Source organism: uncultured Serinicoccus sp. (genome assembly GCF_947487915.1).
In the GTDB taxonomy this organism is placed as follows: Bacteria; Actinomycetota; Actinomycetes; order Actinomycetales; family Dermatophilaceae; genus Ornithinicoccus.
In genome coordinates this window covers 331,874-348,705 of record NZ_CANKYH010000002.1, presented here as the reverse complement: position 1 = coordinate 348,705, position 16,832 = coordinate 331,874, and the positions used below count along the sequence as shown (strand labels likewise).

Here is a 16,832-nt window from a genome sequence, read left to right as displayed (position 1 = left end):
CGAGCCCGGTGCGAACCCGGGCGCGCAGCGACGGCTGGTGGTGCTGGCCGGCCCCACGGCGGTCGGCAAGGGCACGGTGGCCAGTTATGTCCGGGAGCACCACCCTGCGGTGTGGCTCTCGGTGTCGGCGACCACCCGCCCGCCCCGCCCCGGCGAGGTCGAGGGTTGGCACTACTTCTTCGTCGACGACCGCGAGTTCGACCGGCTGGAGGCCGACGGGCAGCTCCTGGAGTCGGCCACGGTGCACGGCCGGGCCCGCTACGGCACCCCACGGGGGCCCGTGGACCAGGCGCTCGCCCAGGGCCGGCCGGCACTGCTGGAGATCGACCTGCAGGGTGCGCGGCAGGTGCGGGAGGCCATGCCGGAGGCACTGTTCGTCTTCCTCGCCCCGCCGAGCTGGGACGAGCTGGTCCAGCGGCTCGTGGGCCGGGGGACCGAGACGGAGGCCGAACGCACGGCCCGGCTGAGCACCGCGCAGACCGAGCTGGCGGCCGCCCAGGAGTTCGACGTGACCATCGTCAACGACGATGTCGCCCGAGCCGCCGAGGAACTCGTATCATTGATGGTTGACCCCCGAGCTAAGGACTGAGACGCACGTGAGTGGAACCGGCACCATCGCCCACCCGGACGGCATCACCAACCCGCCCATCGACAGCCTGCTGCAGCGCGCCGACAGCAAGTACGCCCTCGTCATCTACGCCGCGAAGCGCGCCCGGCAGATCAACGCCTACTACTCCCAGCTGAGCGAGGGCCTGCTGGAGTACGTCGGCCCCCTCGTCGAGGCCGAGGCCACCGACAAGCCGCTGTCGATCGCGCTGCACGAGATCGACCAGGGCAAGCTGCACACCAGCTCCCCCGAGAGCTGAGCAGGACCCGGCGAGCGACGAGCGACGGCACCGGTATGCGTGTGGTCCTGGGCGTCGCGGGGGGCATCGCCGCCTACAAGGCGTGCTCGGTCCTGCGGCTGCTGGCCGAGGCCGGGCACGAGGTCACCGTCGTGCCGACCGCCTCGGCGCTGCGCTTCGTCGGGGCTCCCACCTGGGAGGCCCTGAGCGGACGGCCCGTGTCCAGCGAGGTCTGGGACGACGTGCCGCAGGTGCCGCACGTGCGGCTCGGCCAGCAGGCCGACCTGGTGCTCGTGGCGCCCGCGACCGCCGACCTGCTGGCGCGGGCCGCCCACGGGCTGGCCGACGACCTGCTCACCTCGACCCTGCTCACCGCACGCTGCCCCGTCGTGCTGGCCCCGGCCATGCACACCGAGATGTGGCTGCACCCCGCCACGGCGACCAACGTCGAGATGCTGCGGTCGCGCGGGGTGCGGGTCGTCGAGCCCGCGTCCGGCCGGCTGACGGGCGCGGACACCGGGCCTGGACGGCTCCCGGAGCCGGAAGACATCGTCGCCGCCGCGTTCGCCGCGGTGCGGGAGTCGGGCCGCGACGGCGGGCAACCCGGTGACCTCGAGGGCCGGCACGTCGTCGTCACCGCCGGGGGGACCCGGGAGCCGCTGGACCCCGTGCGATTCCTCGGCAACCGGTCCTCGGGCAAGCAGGGCTACGCGGTCGCGGCCGAGGCCGCGGCCAGGGGAGCACGCGTCAGCCTGGTCAGCGCCAACGTCTCGCTCGCGGTCCCCGCCGGCTGTGACCTCCTCGAGGTGGGCACCGCCCTGGAGCTGCAGGAAGGGGTCGCGTCCGTCCTCGAGGCCGGGGACGTGGACGCCGTCGTCATGGCGGCCGCCGTCGCGGACTTCCGACCCGCCGCCTACGCCGAGGCCAAGATCAAGAAGACGCACGGCCCGGACGACGAGGGGGCGCCGACCATCGAGCTGGTCCGTAACCCCGACGTCCTCGCCGACCTGGTGAGCGCCCGCGGGGACGACCGCCGCCCCTACCTCATCGGGTTCGCCGCCGAGACCGGTGACGCCACCGGCGACGTGCTTGCCCTGGCGCGGGCCAAGCTGGAGCGCAAGGGCTGCGACCTGCTGGTCGCCAACGAGGTGGGGGCGGACAAGACCTTCGGTCGGGACGACACGACCGTGCACCTGCTCCACCCCGGCGAGTCCCAGGCGGACACCGTCGGACCGACCACCAAGGCGCAGGTCGCCCGGGCCATCTGGGACCACGTCGCACCGGCACTGGGCTGAGCGGGGCCCCGCCGGGCCGAGCACCCTCGCGGACCCGCCGCACGCGGGAGGCCCGGGCCCCTGGCCGTCGAACGCGCCGTCACCGTGGTGCCGGGCGACGATAGGGACATGAGCGACGTCGAGGACACCGGACCGCCCCTCGGGCGTCGCACCGACCTGTCCGGCTTCCTCTTCGGCTGCGGGGTCGCAGCATCGGTGATCGACCTGTTCGTCTTCCACCTGGCGCTGCAGTGGCACCACTTCTACGACCTGTCGACCACGCGGGTGGCACTGACCGCCGACGGGTTCTTCCACGCCTTCGGGTGGTTCATCACCGTCTGGGGCCTGTTCCTGCTCGCCGACGTGCGCCGACGCACGCAGGTGGTGTGGACCCGGTGGGCGGGGGCGGTGGTGACCGGGGTGGGCTTCTTCCAGCTCGTCGACGGGGTGGTCAGCCACAAGCTGCTGGGCATCCACCAGATCCGGTACGGCGTGGACCTCCTGCCCTACGACATGACGTGGATCGGGTCCGCGGTGCTGCTCCTGGTCGTGGGCCTGCTGGTCCGTCGCCGGGCCGCACCCGCGCGCGCCTCCTCCTGAGGATCCGTGGTGCACCGCGGCCACGACCACGGCGACGGCCACGGTCCGGCGTCCCAGGTCCCGGTCGACAGCTGGGCGGACCGTGTGCTGGTCCGCCGGGGTCGTCTGTGCCGGTGCCGGACTCGTCGGCCCGGTCGCCACGGCTGCCCACACCAGCTTCACCGCGCACATGACGGCACACCTGCTGCTCGGGATGCTCGCGCCGCTGCTGCTCGTGCTCGGTGCACCGGTGACCCTGGCGCTGCGCGCCCTCCCGGTCACCTGGGGGAAGCGCCTGACGCGCCTGCTGCGCACCGCGCCCGTGCGCGCCGCCACGCACCCCGTGGTGGCCGGCCTGATGAACGCGGGAGGCCTGTGGGTGCTCTACACCACCAGCGTGTACCCGCTCATGCACAGCTCCGTCCTGGTGCACGCGTTGGTGCACGCCCACGTCCTGGTGTGGGGCTACGTCCTCACCGCGTCCCTCGTCGGGGTGGACCCGGACCCGCACCGGTCCCCGGTCCTCATCCGCTCGGGCGTGCTGGTCGTCGTCGTCGCGGCGCACTCGATCCTGTCCAGGTGGCTCTACGCCCACCCGCCGACCGGGGTCAGCACCGCCGACGGCCGGTCGGGCGCCCAGCTGATGTACTACGGCGGGGACGTGGTGGACGTCGTCCTCATGGTGCGCCTCCTCCACGGCTGGTACACCTCCGGTCGGCAGCGCACCACGCCCCGGCCCCTCCCCGCCCCTGCCGCGCCGCACCGTCCCGGGACTGTCCGAGGCGACCCGTAGACTCACCGGCGTCAGTCAGCAGCCGCTGCCCCAAGGAGCCGTGCATGATCCGCCTGTTCACCTCGGAGTCCGTCACCGAGGGCCACCCCGACAAGATCTGCGACCAGATCAGCGACGCGATCCTCGACGACCTGCTGGGCCAGGACCCGCAGTCGCGGGTGGCGGTGGAGACCATGGTGACGACGGGGCTGGTGCACGTGGCGGGGGAGGTACGGACCCAGGGTTACGCCAACATCGCCCAGCTCGTGCGGCAGACCATCCTGGACATCGGCTACGACAACTCCCACAAGGGCTTCGACGGCCGGACCTGCGGGGTGGAGATCTCCATCGGGGACCAGTCCATCGACATCGCCACCGGGGTCGACGACGCGGTGCTCAGCCGCGGGTCGGCCGACGCCGACCCCTACGACCAGCAGGGTGCGGGGGACCAGGGCCTGATGTTCGGCTACGCCTGCGACGACACCCCCGAGCTGATGCCACTCCCGGCCTTCCTCGCCCACCGGCTGGCCGAGCAGCTCGCCGCCGTCCGCAAGAACGGCGAGCTGGACTACCTGCGGCCGGACGGCAAGACCCAGGTCACCATCGCCTACGACGGTGACACCGCCCTGCGTCTGGACACCGTGGTGCTCTCCACCCAGCACGCCGCGGGGATCGACCTCGCCGACCAGCTCACCCCGGACATCCGCGAGCGCGTCATCACCCCGGTGCTGGAGCAGGCTCACGAGGCGGGGGTGGAGCTCAAGACCGACGGCTACCGCATGCTCGTCAACCCCACCGGCGTCTTCACCATCGGTGGCCCCATGGGCGACGCCGGGCTGACGGGGCGCAAGGTGATCGTCGACACCTACGGCGGGATGGCCCGGCACGGGGGTGGGGCCTTCTCCGGCAAGGACCCGTCCAAGGTCGACCGCAGCGCCGCCTACGCGATGCGCTGGGTGGCCAAGAACGTCGTGGCCGCCGGCCTGGCCCGGCGGTGCGAGATCCAGGTGGCCTATGCCATCGGCTACCCCCACCCGGTCGGCCTCTACGTCGAGACCTTCGGCACGGAGACCGTCCCCGTGGAGTCGATCCAGCAGGCGGTCACGCAGGTCTTCGACCTGCGTCCCGCGGCGCTGGTCGACCAGCTCGACCTGCTGCGCCCCATCTACCGTCCCACCGCGGCCTACGGCCACTTCGGCCGGACGCAGGCGCCAGGGCTCACCGACGGCTTCACCTGGGAGCGACTGGACCGGGTGGACGCGCTGCGCTCCGCGGTCTGAGCCACGGGAGGGGGCGATGAGCGAGCAGCTCGAGCTGGTCCCCGCGCCGGCCGCCCCACGCCGCCGGGCGCGCACGCCGGCGTCCGACGTGCCGCTGGCGGCGGACGAGCCGGTGGCCACCGTGCTCGTCGACACCCCGCTGGCCCACCTCGACCGGCCGTTCGAGTATGCCGTCCCCGCCGACCTGGCGCAGAGCGCGCGCCCGGGGGTCCGGGTGCGGGTGCGCTTCGCCGGGCGGGACCACGACGGCTACCTCCTCGCGCGGACCTCCACGGCCGAGCACTCCGGCCGCCTCGCCCCGCTCCGGACGGTCGTCAGCCCCGAGCCGGTCCTCACCCCTGAGGTGCTCGCCGCGGCCCGCGCGGTGGCCGATCACTACGGCGGCACCCTGGCGGACACCGTGCGCCTCGCGGTCCCGCCTCGGCACGCGCGGGCCGAGCGGTCCGTCCCCGCCGAGGCGGAGCCCGGCGGGCGCCCCCTCGACCCCGCCCCGGCGGACCCGTCGCCGGAGCAGGTGTGGGCGGCCTACCCCGCCGGCCCGGCGCTGCTGCGCCGCCTGCGCGCGGGGGAGGCGCCCGCGGCGTCCTGGCTGGCGCTGCCGGGGGAGCCGCCCGGACACGACTGGCCCCAGGCGGTCGCGTCCGCCCTGCGCGAGACCGTCCTGGGCGGCCGGGGGGCCCTCGTCGTCGTCCCGGACCGGCGCGACGTCGACCGCGTGCTGGGGACGGTCGGGAAGGCCGTGGGCGAGGACGAGGTCGTGCGGCTCACGGCGGACCTCGGCCCGGAGGCGAGGTACGCCGCCTTCCTCCGGGTGCTGCGCGGGCACGCGAGCGTGGTCGTCGGGACCCGCGCCAGCGCCTTCGCCCCGGTGCGCCGGCTGGGGCTGGTCGTGTGCTGGGACGAGGCCGACGACCTGCACCAGGAGCCCCGTGCGCCCTACCCGCACACCCGCGAGGTCCTGCGGCTGCGGGCCCGTTCCGAGGGGGCAGGTCTCCTGCTGGGTGGGTTCACCCGCAGCGTCGCCGTGCAACGGTGGGTCCAGGAGGAGGTGCTCGCCCCGGTGAGCGGCGGACACGCCGCGCTGCGGGAGCGGGCACCGCGGGTGGTGGTGGCCGGTGAGGGGCATCAGGAGGAGCGGGACGCCGCCGCTCGCACGGCACGGCTGCCCGGTGTGGCGGTGCGCGCGCTGCGCACCGGGCTCGAGCACGGCCCGGTCCTCGTGCAGGTGCCCCGGCAGGGGTATGTCCTCGGGCTGGCCTGCCAGGACTGCCGGACGAGGCTGCGCTGCGGGGTCTGCCACGGTCCGGTGGGGGCCGGGGACCGACGCGCGGCCGCGTCCTGCCGGTGGTGCGGGAGCGAGCTGGCCCCGGAGCACCCGTGCGAGGAGTGCGGTTCGCTGCGCCGGCGGACCACCGGGGTGGGGGACCGGCGCACGGCCGAGGAGCTGGGGCGCGCCTTCCCGGGCACCCGCGTGGTGTCCTCGGGAGGGGACCACGTCGTGGACGAGGTCGGCGACGCCCCGGCCCTGGTCGTGGCCACCCCCGGGGCCGAGCCGTGGTGCGCCGGTGGCTACGCCGCCGTGGTGCTCCTGGACGGGTGGCGGCTGCTGGAGCGCGCCTCCCTCGACGCCGCCCAGGAGGCCTTGCGCCGCTGGTGCGGTGCGGCGGCCCTGGCCCGGCCGGTGGGCGGCTCGCCGGGCCGGCGCCGGGAGGTCGGTGTCGTCCTGTGCGGCGTGCCACCGCACGGCTCGGTCCCGGCCGTCGAGGCGCTGGTGCGCTGGGACCCGGCCTGGCTGGCGGCCCGGGAGCTCTCCGACCGTGCCGAGCTGGGGCTCCCCCCGCTCGTGCGGCACGTGGAGGTCACCGGACCGGCCGGCGCCGTCGACCAGGCGGGCCGGGCGCTCGTTGCGGCCGGGATGCACCTGCTCGGGACCCTGCCCACGGCCGACACCGCGCCCGCGGGTCCGGGTGCAGGCCCGGACCCGCAGGTCAGGGCCACGCTCAGCCAGGGTGAGGGGCAGGCGCCCGAGGCCGTGCGGGCGGTGCGGGCCGACCGCAGCGCCCGCAAGACGCAGGACGTCGTCCGCATCCGGATCGACGCGGACTCCGGGGCCTGATCCCGGTGCGGCACGGCCTCTCCAGGCAGCCGCGTGACCACCCGGAACGGGCTCGCCCGCTTGACGTCGCGTCATTCCTACGGAAGTCTCAAAAGGGTAACGATCGCGTCACCGTGTGGGCACGGTAGTGGCGTCGGGCGTGGACGCGTGCCTAAGTTGCATCTGCAACCCCCCGGTGCGTCATCAGAGCATGCGGTGGACCACCACGGTCCGCTTCCGCGAGACGCCCATTCACTAGGAGGAACATTGAAGATCAGGCGCGCGACCATGGCCGTCGTGGCCGCCGGTGCCCTGGCGCTGGCCGGCTGCACGTCCGACTCCGGGTCGGACGACAACGACACCGCGGCCGAGGGCGGCGGCTCGGAGGACATGTCCGAGGAGAGCGGTGACTCCGAAGAGGGTTCCGAGGACTCCGAGGACATGGGCGGCGAGGAGGGCGACACCGCCCGCGCCGACCTGGGTGACGTCACCCCCAACGACGACTCGGTGTCCTTCTCCAGCGGTGCTGAGGAGTACAACGCCTACAACGGCGACACCGCGGCGACGAACTCCACCTACAACGCGGTCGTCAACAACCAGCTGCAGTCCGGCTTCTGGTACTGGGGCACCGACGGCACGATCTACCCCAACGAGTGGTTCGGCTCCTACGAGCAGACCTCGGACGACCCGCTGACCGTCGAGTACACCATCTCCGACGACGCGGTGTGGTCCGACGGCACGCCGATCACCTCCAACGACTTCCTGCTCTCCTGGGCGTCGACGAACCCCGAGTCCATGGGTGGCGCGGAGGAGCTCGGCTTCGACCCGGTCTCGACCTGGTCGACCTACGCCACCGAGGGCCTGGAGACCGAGGTCGGCTCCAAGGAGTTCACGGTCGTCTACCCCGAGCCCTACCCGGACTGGGAGATCGCCGTGTCCGCGGCGCTGCCGGCACACGTCGCGGCGGAGCAGGGCGGTCTGGAGCCGGACGAGCTCGCGCAGGCCATCCTCGACGGTGACGCCGAGACCGTGTCCCAGGTGTCCGAGTTCTGGAACACCGGCTGGCTGTTCCCGAACTACCAGGTCGAGGACGAGGCGCTGGTGCCCTCCTCGGGCCCCTACACCCTCGAGGGTGCGGCCTGGGAGAGCGGCAACCAGCTCGCGCTGGTCCCCAACGAGAACTTCTTCGGCCCGGCGCCGGCGACCGGCAACCTGGTCTTCAAGTTCGCCGCCCCGGAGACCCACGTCCAGGCCCTGCAGAACGGTGACATCAACGTCATCGAGCCGCAGGCCACGGTCGACACCCGCCAGCAGCTCGAGGGCATGGGCGACATGGTCGCGGTCGAGGACAACCAGCAGATGACCTGGGAGCACCTGGACTTCAACTTCGCCGAGAGCTCGGCCTTCAGCGACGAGAACGGTGGCCTGGCGGCCCGTGAGGCGTTCGCCATGTGCGTCCCGCGGCAGAACATCATCGACAACCTCATCGCCCCGATCGCCGAGGACGCCCAGGTGCTCAACGCCCGTGAGCGCTTCCCGTTCATGGAGGACTACCAGGAGCTCGTGGACGCGGCCTACGACGGCCGCTACGACGAGGTCGACATCGAGGGTGCGTCGGCCAAGCTCGAGGAGGCCGGCCTGGACAACCCGGAGATCCGCATCGGTTACTCGGCGCCCAACCAGCGCCGCACCGAGCAGGTCGCCCAGATCAAGTCCTCCTGCGACGAGGCCGGCTTCAACATCGTCGACGCCGGCAACCCGGACTTCTTCGAGGCCGGCGGCACGCTGGAGTCGGGTGACTGGGAGGTCGCGCTGTTCGCCTGGGCCGGCTCGGGCCAGATCGCCTCGGGCGAGCCGATCTACTCCACCGGCGGGTCGCAGAACTTCGGCGGCTTCTCCAACGAGGAGGTCGACGCCGCCTGGGACACCCTGGCCAGCTCGGTCGACCCCGAGGTCCACATGGAGCAGCTGAAGGTCATCGAGAAGGCCCTGTGGGACAACCTGTACGGCATCCCGCTGTTCACCCACCCGGGGATCGTCGGCTACGACAGCACGCTGGAGAACGTCCGGCCGACCTCGGTCCAGACCGGTGTCTCCTGGAACGCCGACCAGTGGGTCCGCGCCAGCTGACGCGTCTGAGGTCACGGTGAGCATCCCAGCGCACCGGCGACCGCCACGTTGACGGGGCGGGAGGGTTTCGTGCCCTCCCGCCCCTGTCATGTCCCCGCCCTGCTCCCCACCCGCCCGGCGCGCGGGCCCGACAGACCACGCCCGACACGCCCCACGGGTTGCCGTAGCCCCCGATCAGCGTCAGGGGTTAGAGTCTGCGGGCAGTCAGTCACACCGCCGTGGACCCTCACCGCAAAGGTTCGAACCCGTGCTCCAATTCATCCTCCGCAGGATCGCGATCTCCGCGCTGATCATGTTCCTGGGCTCCATATTGTTGTACGTCTTGATGATCAACTCCGGCGACCCGCTCGCCGACCTGCGTGAGTCCCGGGCCGAGAACCGCGAGCAGCTCATGCAGGCCCGCATCGACAACATGGGCCTCGACGAGCCGTGGTGGCAACGCTATCTCGGGTGGCTGACCGGAGTCAGCCGGTGCTTCGTGCTGCAGTGCGACCTCGGCACCACCAGGGATGGTGCCAGCGTCAACGCGCTCCTGCTGGCCTCGGCCGGGGCCAGCCTGCGCCTGGTCACCGTCGCGACCTTCCTCGCCATCTTCATCGGCGTCACGCTGGGCGTCCTCTCCGCGATTCGGCAGTACTCCGGCTTCGACTACGCCATCACCTTCGGCGCCTTCCTCTTCTTCTCCCTGCCGGTCTTCTGGGCGGCCGTGCTGCTCAAGGACTTCGGGGCCATCCGGTTCAACAACTGGATGGCCGACCCGGCTGTCTCCACCACAGCGACCGCCGTGGTGGCCCTGGTGTTCGCCCTGGCAGTGGCCTCCCTCCTCGGGGGGAGCCTGCGTCGACAGCTGGTGACCGGGCTGGTCACGTTCGCGGTCGTGTTCGGTGTCGTCTTCGCCTTCGACCAGGTGACCTGGTGGGTGCAGCCCGCGCTCGGCCTCCCGCTCATCCTGATCGGCGCGTTGGGTGCGCTCGGCTTCATGCTGGTGATGACCGTGGGCCTGGCCAACCGCAGGATCCTGTATGCCGGGCTCGTCACCATCGGCCTGGGCCTGGTGTCCTACTTCGTCACCGGGCCGCTCCTCGAGGACCCGGCCAACTGGTGGGTCATCTTCGCGCTCGCCGGCGCCACGGTGCTGGTGGGGCTGGCCGTCGGGTGGGTCATGGGTGGCTACGAGCGACGCACCGCGATGGTCGTCAGCGTGGGCACCGCCCTCGGGATGGCCTTCCTCGTCTTCATGGACCGCCTGCTCCGCGGGTGGGCCGGGTTCCTGGATATGGCGCCGGGAGGGCGCCCCATCGGCACGATCGGGGAGAACCGCATCATCCCGGAGCGGTTCACCGGCGACTTCTGGGAGGGCATCTTCAACTGGGGGGTCCAGCTCGTGCTGCCCACCATCGTGCTGACCCTCATCTCGATCGCGGCCTACAGCCGCTACACCCGTGGCTCGATGCTGGAGACGATCAACCAGGACTACATCCGCACCGCGCGGTCCAAGGGGCTGTCGGACCGGGTCGTCTTCACCAAGCACGCGCTGCGCAACGCCCTCATCCCCATCACGACGATCGTGGCCTTCGACTTCGCCTCGCTGCTGGGCGGCGCGGTCATCACCGAGACGATCTTCGGATGGCGCGGCCTCGGCGCGATGTTCCGTCAAGGTCTGGAGTTCGTCGACCCCAACCCGGTCATGGCCTACTACCTGGTCGCCGGTGGCGCCGCGGTGCTCATGAACATGCTCGCCGACATCGCCTACGCCTCCCTCGACCCGCGGATCCGCCGGTGAGCCGCGTCAGGCGGCCTGCGGCCGCGGCCCTCCCGACCCGTCCCACCGACCTGAGGATCGTTCGATGACCGACAACCACCGCCCGGACGAGCCGGACCCCACCCCGGTCGCGAGCCCGGTCGAGGAGGCCTACTCGGTCGAGAAGCCGATCGACCTGAGCCAGAAGTCCTACTCCCAGGGCCAGCTGGTCCGTCGCCGCTTCTTCCGGCACAAGGGGGCCATGGTGTCCCTCTTCGTGCTCGTCTTCATCACGGGCATGGCCTTCACCTCCATCGGCTACGGCATCATCCCCTCGTGGTGGGACAAGACCTTCTACGACGCCGGCGCCACCGTCGACGGTGGGCGGCCCACCCTGCAGCTGTGGCCCTTCCAGATCGGGGAGCACCCGTTCGGCCAGGACACTATCGGCAAGGACTACTTCGCCCTCACCATGCGCGGCACCCAGCGCTCACTCATCGTGGCCTTCACGGTGGGGCTGCTGTCCACCGTCCTCGGGACCATCGTCGGCGCGGCCGCCGGCTTCTACCGCGGCTGGGTCGAGGCCATCCTCATGCGGGTCACCGACCTGTTCATCATCATCCCGCTGCTGGTGCTGGCCGCAGTGCTCGGCAAGATGGCCGGTGGTGGGATCTGGTCACTCGCGCTCGTGCTGAGCCTGGTCTCCTGGACCGGCCTGGCCCGCCTCGTGCGGGGTGAGGTGCTCTCGTTGCGTGAGCGCGAGTTCGTCACCGCTGCCGAGGCCATCGGCACCGGGTCTGGTCGGGTCATCTTCAAGCACATCCTGCCCAACACCATCGGCACCATCATCGTCAGCGCCACCCTCACCATCGCCACGACGATCCTGCTGGAGTCTGCCCTGTCCTTCCTCAACTTCGGGGTCCGTCCCCCTGACACCTCGCTCGGACTTCTCATCTCCACTTACCAGAACGCCTTCCTCACCCGACCATGGCTCTTCTGGTGGCCAGGCCTCATGATCCTGGGGATCGCCCTGTCGGTGAACTTCCTCGGTGACGGTCTGCGCGATGCCTTCGACCCCCGCCAGAACAGGACGGCCGACTGATGACGACGACCACTCAGAGTGACTCCGGGCAGCCGGTCTACACCGGCTCCGGCACGCCGACCGGTGACGAGGAGGTCGTGCTCGGCTTCAGCGACGTCGACGTGCGGTTCAAGACCGAGTTCGGCAGCGTGCACGCCGTCAAGGGCGTCGACCTCAAGGTGCGCCCGGGTGAGGTCGTGGCCTTGGTCGGCGAGTCCGGCTCAGGCAAGTCGGTCACCTCGATGACCGCGATGCGGCTGCTGCCGCGCAACGCCACCATCGGTGGCCAGGTGGACGTCGCGGGGAAGGAGGTGGGCCGGCTCAAGGAGGCCAGCATGCGTCGCCTGCGCGGCAACGACGTGGCCATGGTCTTCCAGGAGCCGATGACCGCCCTCAACCCGGTGCTCACCGTCGGTACCCAGGTGGTGGAGTCGATGGAGCTGCACGGGGTGGCCCGCGGCGCCTCGGCCTGGAAGCGGGCCATCGAGCTGTTGGGGATGGTCGGCATCCCCGAGCCCGAGCGGCAGATGAAGAAGTACCCGCACGAGCTCTCCGGGGGCCAGCGCCAGCGGGTGGTCATCGCCATCGCCATCAGCTGCGATCCCAAGGTCATCATCGCCGACGAGCCGACCACGGCCCTGGACGTCACCGTGCAGGCTGACATCCTCGACCTGCTCCGCTCGCTCAAGGACAAGCTCAACACCGGCATCCTGCTCATCACCCACAACATGGGCGTGGTCGCCGACATGGCCGACCGGGTGGCCGTGATGTTCAAGGGTGAGATCGTCGAGCGGGGCACGGTGGAGGAGGTGCTGCTGCACCCGAACCACGACTACACCAAGATGCTGCTCGGCTCGGTGCCCCGGATGGGCCACGGCCGGGGCCAGATGGGCATCAGCGTCAAGGAGGAGGTCGACGCCGACGCGCCCCTGGCGATCGAGCTGAAGAACCTGGTCATCGAGTACCAACGGCTGGGCAAGGCACCGTTCCGCGCGGTCGACGACGTCAGCTTCGACGTGCGGCAGGGGGAGATCGTCGGCCTGGTCGGGGAGTCCGGCTCCGGCAAGAGCACCATCGGGCGATGTGCCCTGGGTCTCATCCCGGCGGCGTCGGGCGAGTTCCAGCTGCTGGGCCAGAACATCACCGGGATGAAGCGGGGCGACCTCAAGCCGCTGCGCAAGCGGATCGGGGTCATCTTCCAGGACCCGGCGGCCTCGCTGAACCCGCGGCTGCCGATCGGGGAGTGCATCGCCGAACCGCTGGTCGTGCACAAGGTCGGCGACCGCAAGTCCCGGCAGGACAAGGTCTACGAGCTGCTCGACGCCGTGCAGCTACCGCGCGAGGTCTACAACCGCTACCCGCACGAGGTGTCCGGCGGGCAGCGGCAGCGCATCTCCGTGGCCCGGGCCCTCACCCTGGACCCCGAGCTGCTGGTGGCCGACGAGCCCACCTCGGCGCTCGACGTGTCCGTCCAGGCCCGGGTGCTCAAGATCTTCTCGGACCTGCAGGAGCAGTTCGGCTTCGCCTGCCTGTTCATCAGCCACGACCTCGCGGTCATCGACCTGCTCGCGCACAAGGTGGTGGTGCTCCAGAACGGCCGGGTCGTCGAGGCCGGACCGCGGCAGCAGATCATGGAGAACCCGCAGGAGGACTACACCCAGCGGCTCATCGCCGCCGCTCCGGTGCCCGACCCCCTCGAGCAGGGCCGGCGCCGCCGTGAGCGGCACGAGCTGCTGCGCGAGCAGGGCGAGGAGATCGTCGAGCTCAAGGTCGACGGCGAGCAGTTCCACCAGTCGTCCCAGGCGGAGGTCGTCGACGTCGAGGACGTCGAGGACGTCGACGGCACCGACGGCCCGACGAGCCGCTGACCCCTGGTGCGCGTCGTCTTCGCCGGGACACCGGCGGCCGCCGTCCCGAGCCTGCGCGCCGTCCTGGCTTCCCGCCACGAGGTCGTCGGCGTCCTCACCCGGACGGACGCCCCTGCTGGCCGTGGGCGGGGGCTGCGGCCCTCCCCGGTGCGGGAGGTGGCCGACGAGGCAGGCATACCCGTCCTGGCCCCCCGATCGCTGCTCGGGCCCGAGGTCGAGGAGCAGCTGCGGCACTGGGCCCCGCAGGCGTGCCCGGTCGTGGCCTACGGCCTGCTCGTGCCGTCCGCCCTGCTGACGCTGCCCCAGCACGGCTGGGTCAACCTGCACTTCTCGCTGCTGCCCGCATGGCGGGGTGCGGCACCGGTCCAGCACGCGCTGCGCGCCGGTGACGACGTCAGCGGCGCGGTGACCTTCCGGCTGGAGGAGGGCCTGGACACCGGGCCGGTGCTCGGCCGGTTGACCGAGACCGTCCGCCCGAGGGACACCGCGGGGGAGCTGCTCGACCGGCTCGCCGAGGCGGGCGCGCACCTGCTCGTGTCCAGCCTGGACGCCCTGGAGGAGGGGGCTGTGCAGCCGGTGCCACAACCCGCCGAGGGGGTCAGCCTCGCCCCCAAGGTCGAGGTGGACGACGCCCGGGTGCCCTGGACGCTGCCGGCGTTCGCGGTCGACCGCCTCGTGCGCTCCTGCACCCCCGAGCCCGGCGCCTGGACGGTCCTGGGCGAAGACCGGGTCAAGCTCGGCCCGGTGACCCCCGTCGACGACGCCGAGCCGGCCGTGCCGATGCTGGAGCCGGGACAGGTCGACGTGCGGCGTCGCGACGTGCTGGTCGGCACCGGCAGCTCCCCGGTGCGCCTGGGCGACGTGCAGGCACCGGGCAAGCGGGCCATGCCGGCCACCGACTGGGCCCGCGGCGCGCGGTTGCAGCCGGGAGCGACCTTCGATGCCTGAGCCGCGCCGACGTCCGGACGGGGAGCGGCCCGGCCGCGGGGGCGCCGCTGACCGTGGCCAGGGGCAGCGTCGCGGGCCCCGCCGCCGGTCCGCGCAGACCCCTGCGCAGCGCGCGCGACAGGCGGACCCGGCGCGCGCCGTCGCATTCCGCGTGCTGCGCCAGGTCGACACCGAGGAGGCCTTCGCGAACCTCGTCCTGCCCGGGGCGCTGCGATCGGCCGGGCTGCGCGGCCGGGACGCGGCCTTCGCCACCGAGCTGAGCTACGGCAGCCTGCGGCTGCTCGGGCTCTACGACGCCGTCGTCGCCGCGGCGGCCGGCCGTCCGGTCGAGGAGATCGACGGCCCCGTGCGGATCGTCCTGCGGCTCGGGGTGCACCAGCTGCTCGGGATGCGGGTGCCCGACCACGCCGCGGTCAGCGCCACCGTGGCCCTCGCGCGTCAGGAGGTCGGCCAGGGCGCCGCGGGGTTCGTCAACGCCGTGCTGCGCCGGGTGAGCGAGCAGGACCGGCAGGCCTGGGTCGCCCGGCTCGTCGAGCCGGTGACCGACCCGCTGGCGCGGCTGGCCCTCGAGCACTCGCACCCCGAGTGGGTGGTCCGCGCCCTGCGGGCAGGGCTCGTCTCCGCACGGGGACCGGAGGCGGCGGAGGAGGAGCTGGCCCGGCTCCTGGCCGCCCACAACACCCCCGGCCCGCTCATGCTGGCGGCCCGCCCCGGTCTCGGTGCCGAGCAGGAGCTCGAGGACGCCGGCGCCACGCCGTCCCCGGTGGCCCCGACGGCCTGGACGCTGCCGCAGGGCGACCCAGGGGCTCTGGGGTCCGTCCGGGAGGGCCGGGCGGCGGTGCAGGACGCCGGCTCCCAGCTGCTCACCCTCGCCCTCGCGCAGGCACCGCTGGACGGCTCGGACGAGCAGTGGCTGGACCTGTGCGCCGGGCCAGGGGGCAAGGCGGGCCTGCTGGCGGCCCTCGCGGCGCCGCGCGGGGCGCTGCTGCGGGCCAACGAGGTGAGCGAGCACCGGGCCGAGCTGGTACGGCATACCCTCGTCGGACCGGTCCACGGCGGGGCCCGGGTGGACGTCACCGTCGGCGACGGCCGGGAGGTCGGGACGGTGCAGCCGCAGACCTACGACCGCGTCCTCGTCGACGCCCCGTGCACCGGGCTCGGAGCGCTGCGTCGCCGCCCGGAGGCGCGGTGGCGCCGCAGCCCGCAGGACCTCACCACCCTGGGGCCGCTGCAGCGCGCGCTCCTCGACTCCGCGCTGCGGGCCACCCGCCCCGGTGGCCTGGTCGCCTACGCCACCTGCTCGCCGCACCTGGCCGAGACCGAGCTCGTCGTGCGGGACGTCCTCAAGCGGCACCCCGGGGTGGAACCCTTCGACGTGCGACCCCTGCTGCGCGACCGGTCCGGCACGCCGCTCACCGACCTGGGCCCGGGCCCGTGGGCCCAGCTGTGGCCCCACCTGCACGGCACCGACGGGATGTTCGTGGCCCTGCTGCGCGTGCCGGGGCGCTCGTTAGGCTGACCCTGTGTCCTCGCCCTCCTCCGCACCCCTCACGCCCCGGATCAGCCCCTCGATCCTCGCCGCCGACTTCGCCCACCTCGCGACCGAGCTGGAGCGGATCGAGAGCGCCGACTGGGCGCACGTCGACGTCATGGACAACCACTTCGTGCCCAACCTCACCCTGGGCCTGCCGGTGGTCGAGGCGCTCGCGAAGGTGAGTCCGGTCCCGCTCGACTGCCACCTCATGATCGAGGACCCCGACCGCTGGGCGGCGGACTACGCCGAGGCCGGCGCGGGGTCGGTCACCTTCCACGTGGAGGCGGCCCGGGACCCCGTGGCGACCGCGCGGTCCATCCGCGCCGCGGGCGCGCGGGCCGCCGTCGCGATCAAGCCCGACACCCCGTTCGCGCCCTACGAGGACCTGCTGGACGAGGTGGACATGGTGCTCGTCATGACCGTGGAGCCCGGCTTCGGCGGGCAGTCCTTCATGGACGACCAGCTCGCCAAGGTCAGCGCCGTGCGGGAGGCCGTCCGGGGCCGGGGGAGCGAGATCTGGGTGCAGGTCGACGGGGGCGTGTCCGCCGACACCATCGGGCGCTGCGCCGAGGCGGGCGCCGACGTCTTCGTGGCCGGCTCGGCCGTCTACGGCGCCGACGACGTGCCTGCGGCGATCGCCGACCTGCGGGACCGCGCCCGGAGCCACCTCTGTGGTTGACGGGGG

At 72.6% G+C, this 16,832-nt stretch carries 13 protein-coding genes and 1 pseudogene; all 14 read left to right on the top strand.

Annotated elements, in window-relative coordinates; all coding sequences use genetic code 11:
• The first annotated feature begins 37 nt into the window (after nt 1-37).
• Nucleotides 38-589, top strand: coding sequence for a guanylate kinase (gmk, locus tag Q0795_RS03475; protein ID WP_366942446.1), 552 nt, complete (start codon nt 38-40; stop codon nt 587-589).
• A 7-nt stretch (nt 590-596) separates the two neighbouring features.
• Nucleotides 597-866 carry a DNA-directed RNA polymerase subunit omega gene (gene rpoZ / locus Q0795_RS03470; protein WP_058890998.1) on the top strand — a complete coding sequence of 90 codons (270 nt, stop codon included), beginning with the start codon at nt 597-599 and terminating at the stop codon, nt 864-866.
• A 35-nt stretch (nt 867-901) separates the two neighbouring features.
• On the top strand, nt 902-2,140 hold the full coding sequence (gene coaBC / locus Q0795_RS03465) for a bifunctional phosphopantothenoylcysteine decarboxylase/phosphopantothenate--cysteine ligase CoaBC (protein ID WP_298886494.1): 1,239 nt from the start codon (nt 902-904) through the stop codon (nt 2,138-2,140).
• A 108-nt stretch (nt 2,141-2,248) separates the two neighbouring features.
• Entirely contained in the window at nt 2,249-2,719 is a 471-nt protein-coding gene (locus tag Q0795_RS03460; protein ID WP_298886492.1) for a DUF2243 domain-containing protein, read from the top strand.
• A gap of 49 nt (nt 2,720-2,768) precedes the next feature.
• Nucleotides 2,769-3,491, top strand: a pseudogene (locus Q0795_RS03455) (cytochrome c oxidase assembly protein); the annotation flags it as partial.
• A gap of 44 nt (nt 3,492-3,535) precedes the next feature.
• Nucleotides 3,536-4,750: a methionine adenosyltransferase gene (gene metK, locus Q0795_RS03450; RefSeq protein WP_298886490.1), complete on the top strand. Its 1,215-nt coding sequence runs from the start codon at nt 3,536-3,538 to the stop codon at nt 4,748-4,750.
• A gap of 16 nt (nt 4,751-4,766) precedes the next feature.
• Complete coding sequence (locus Q0795_RS03445; RefSeq protein WP_298886488.1) at nt 4,767-6,866, top strand: primosome assembly protein PriA; 2,100 nt, start codon at nt 4,767-4,769, stop codon at nt 6,864-6,866.
• Between the two features lie 246 nt (nt 6,867-7,112).
• A complete protein-coding gene (locus Q0795_RS03440) occupies nt 7,113-8,975 on the top strand; it encodes an ABC transporter substrate-binding protein (protein WP_298886486.1) in 1,863 nt (620 codons plus the stop codon).
• Between the two features lie 247 nt (nt 8,976-9,222).
• Nucleotides 9,223-10,758, top strand: coding sequence for an ABC transporter permease (locus tag Q0795_RS03435; RefSeq protein WP_298886483.1), 1,536 nt, complete (start codon nt 9,223-9,225; stop codon nt 10,756-10,758).
• A 64-nt stretch (nt 10,759-10,822) separates the two neighbouring features.
• A complete protein-coding gene (locus Q0795_RS03430) occupies nt 10,823-11,818 on the top strand; it encodes an ABC transporter permease (protein ID WP_298886481.1) in 996 nt (331 codons plus the stop codon).
• The gene (locus Q0795_RS03425; protein WP_298886479.1) at nt 11,818-13,665 is read left to right on the top strand and encodes an ABC transporter ATP-binding protein; all 1,848 of its coding nucleotides are present in this window, start codon (nt 11,818-11,820) and stop codon (nt 13,663-13,665) included. The genes Q0795_RS03430 and Q0795_RS03425 overlap by 1 nt, the downstream gene beginning before the upstream one ends.
• 6 nt (nt 13,666-13,671) lie before the next feature.
• Nucleotides 13,672-14,613: a methionyl-tRNA formyltransferase gene (gene fmt / locus Q0795_RS03420; RefSeq protein ID WP_298886477.1), complete on the top strand. Its 942-nt coding sequence runs from the start codon at nt 13,672-13,674 to the stop codon at nt 14,611-14,613.
• Nucleotides 14,606-16,132 (top strand): transcription antitermination factor NusB, encoded by a 1,527-nt coding sequence (locus Q0795_RS03415; RefSeq protein ID WP_298886474.1) that lies wholly within the window; start codon nt 14,606-14,608, stop codon nt 16,130-16,132. Before fmt ends, Q0795_RS03415 begins: the two co-directional genes overlap by 8 nt.
• A 4-nt stretch (nt 16,133-16,136) precedes the next feature.
• On the top strand, nt 16,137-16,826 hold the full coding sequence (rpe, locus tag Q0795_RS03410; RefSeq protein WP_298886471.1) for a ribulose-phosphate 3-epimerase: 690 nt from the start codon (nt 16,137-16,139) through the stop codon (nt 16,824-16,826).
• Nucleotides 16,827-16,832: the final 6 nt, after the last annotated feature.

Bases quoted from the DNA above. Each gene is read 5' to 3' on its own strand.
- Q0795_RS03415 (WP_298886474.1), top strand. From the start codon at position 14,606: ATGCCTGAGCCGCGCCGACGTCCGGACGGGGAGCGGCCCGGCCGCGGG.
- coaBC (WP_298886494.1), top strand. From the start codon at position 902: ATGCGTGTGGTCCTGGGCGTCGCGGGGGGCATCGCCGCCTACAAGGCG.
- Q0795_RS03460 (WP_298886492.1), top strand. From the start codon at position 2,249: ATGAGCGACGTCGAGGACACCGGACCGCCCCTCGGGCGTCGCACCGAC.
- Q0795_RS03425 (WP_298886479.1), top strand. From the start codon at position 11,818: ATGACGACGACCACTCAGAGTGACTCCGGGCAGCCGGTCTACACCGGC.
- Q0795_RS03430 (WP_298886481.1), top strand. From the start codon at position 10,823: ATGACCGACAACCACCGCCCGGACGAGCCGGACCCCACCCCGGTCGCG.
- metK (WP_298886490.1), top strand. From the start codon at position 3,536: ATGATCCGCCTGTTCACCTCGGAGTCCGTCACCGAGGGCCACCCCGAC.
- Q0795_RS03445 (WP_298886488.1), top strand. From the start codon at position 4,767: ATGAGCGAGCAGCTCGAGCTGGTCCCCGCGCCGGCCGCCCCACGCCGC.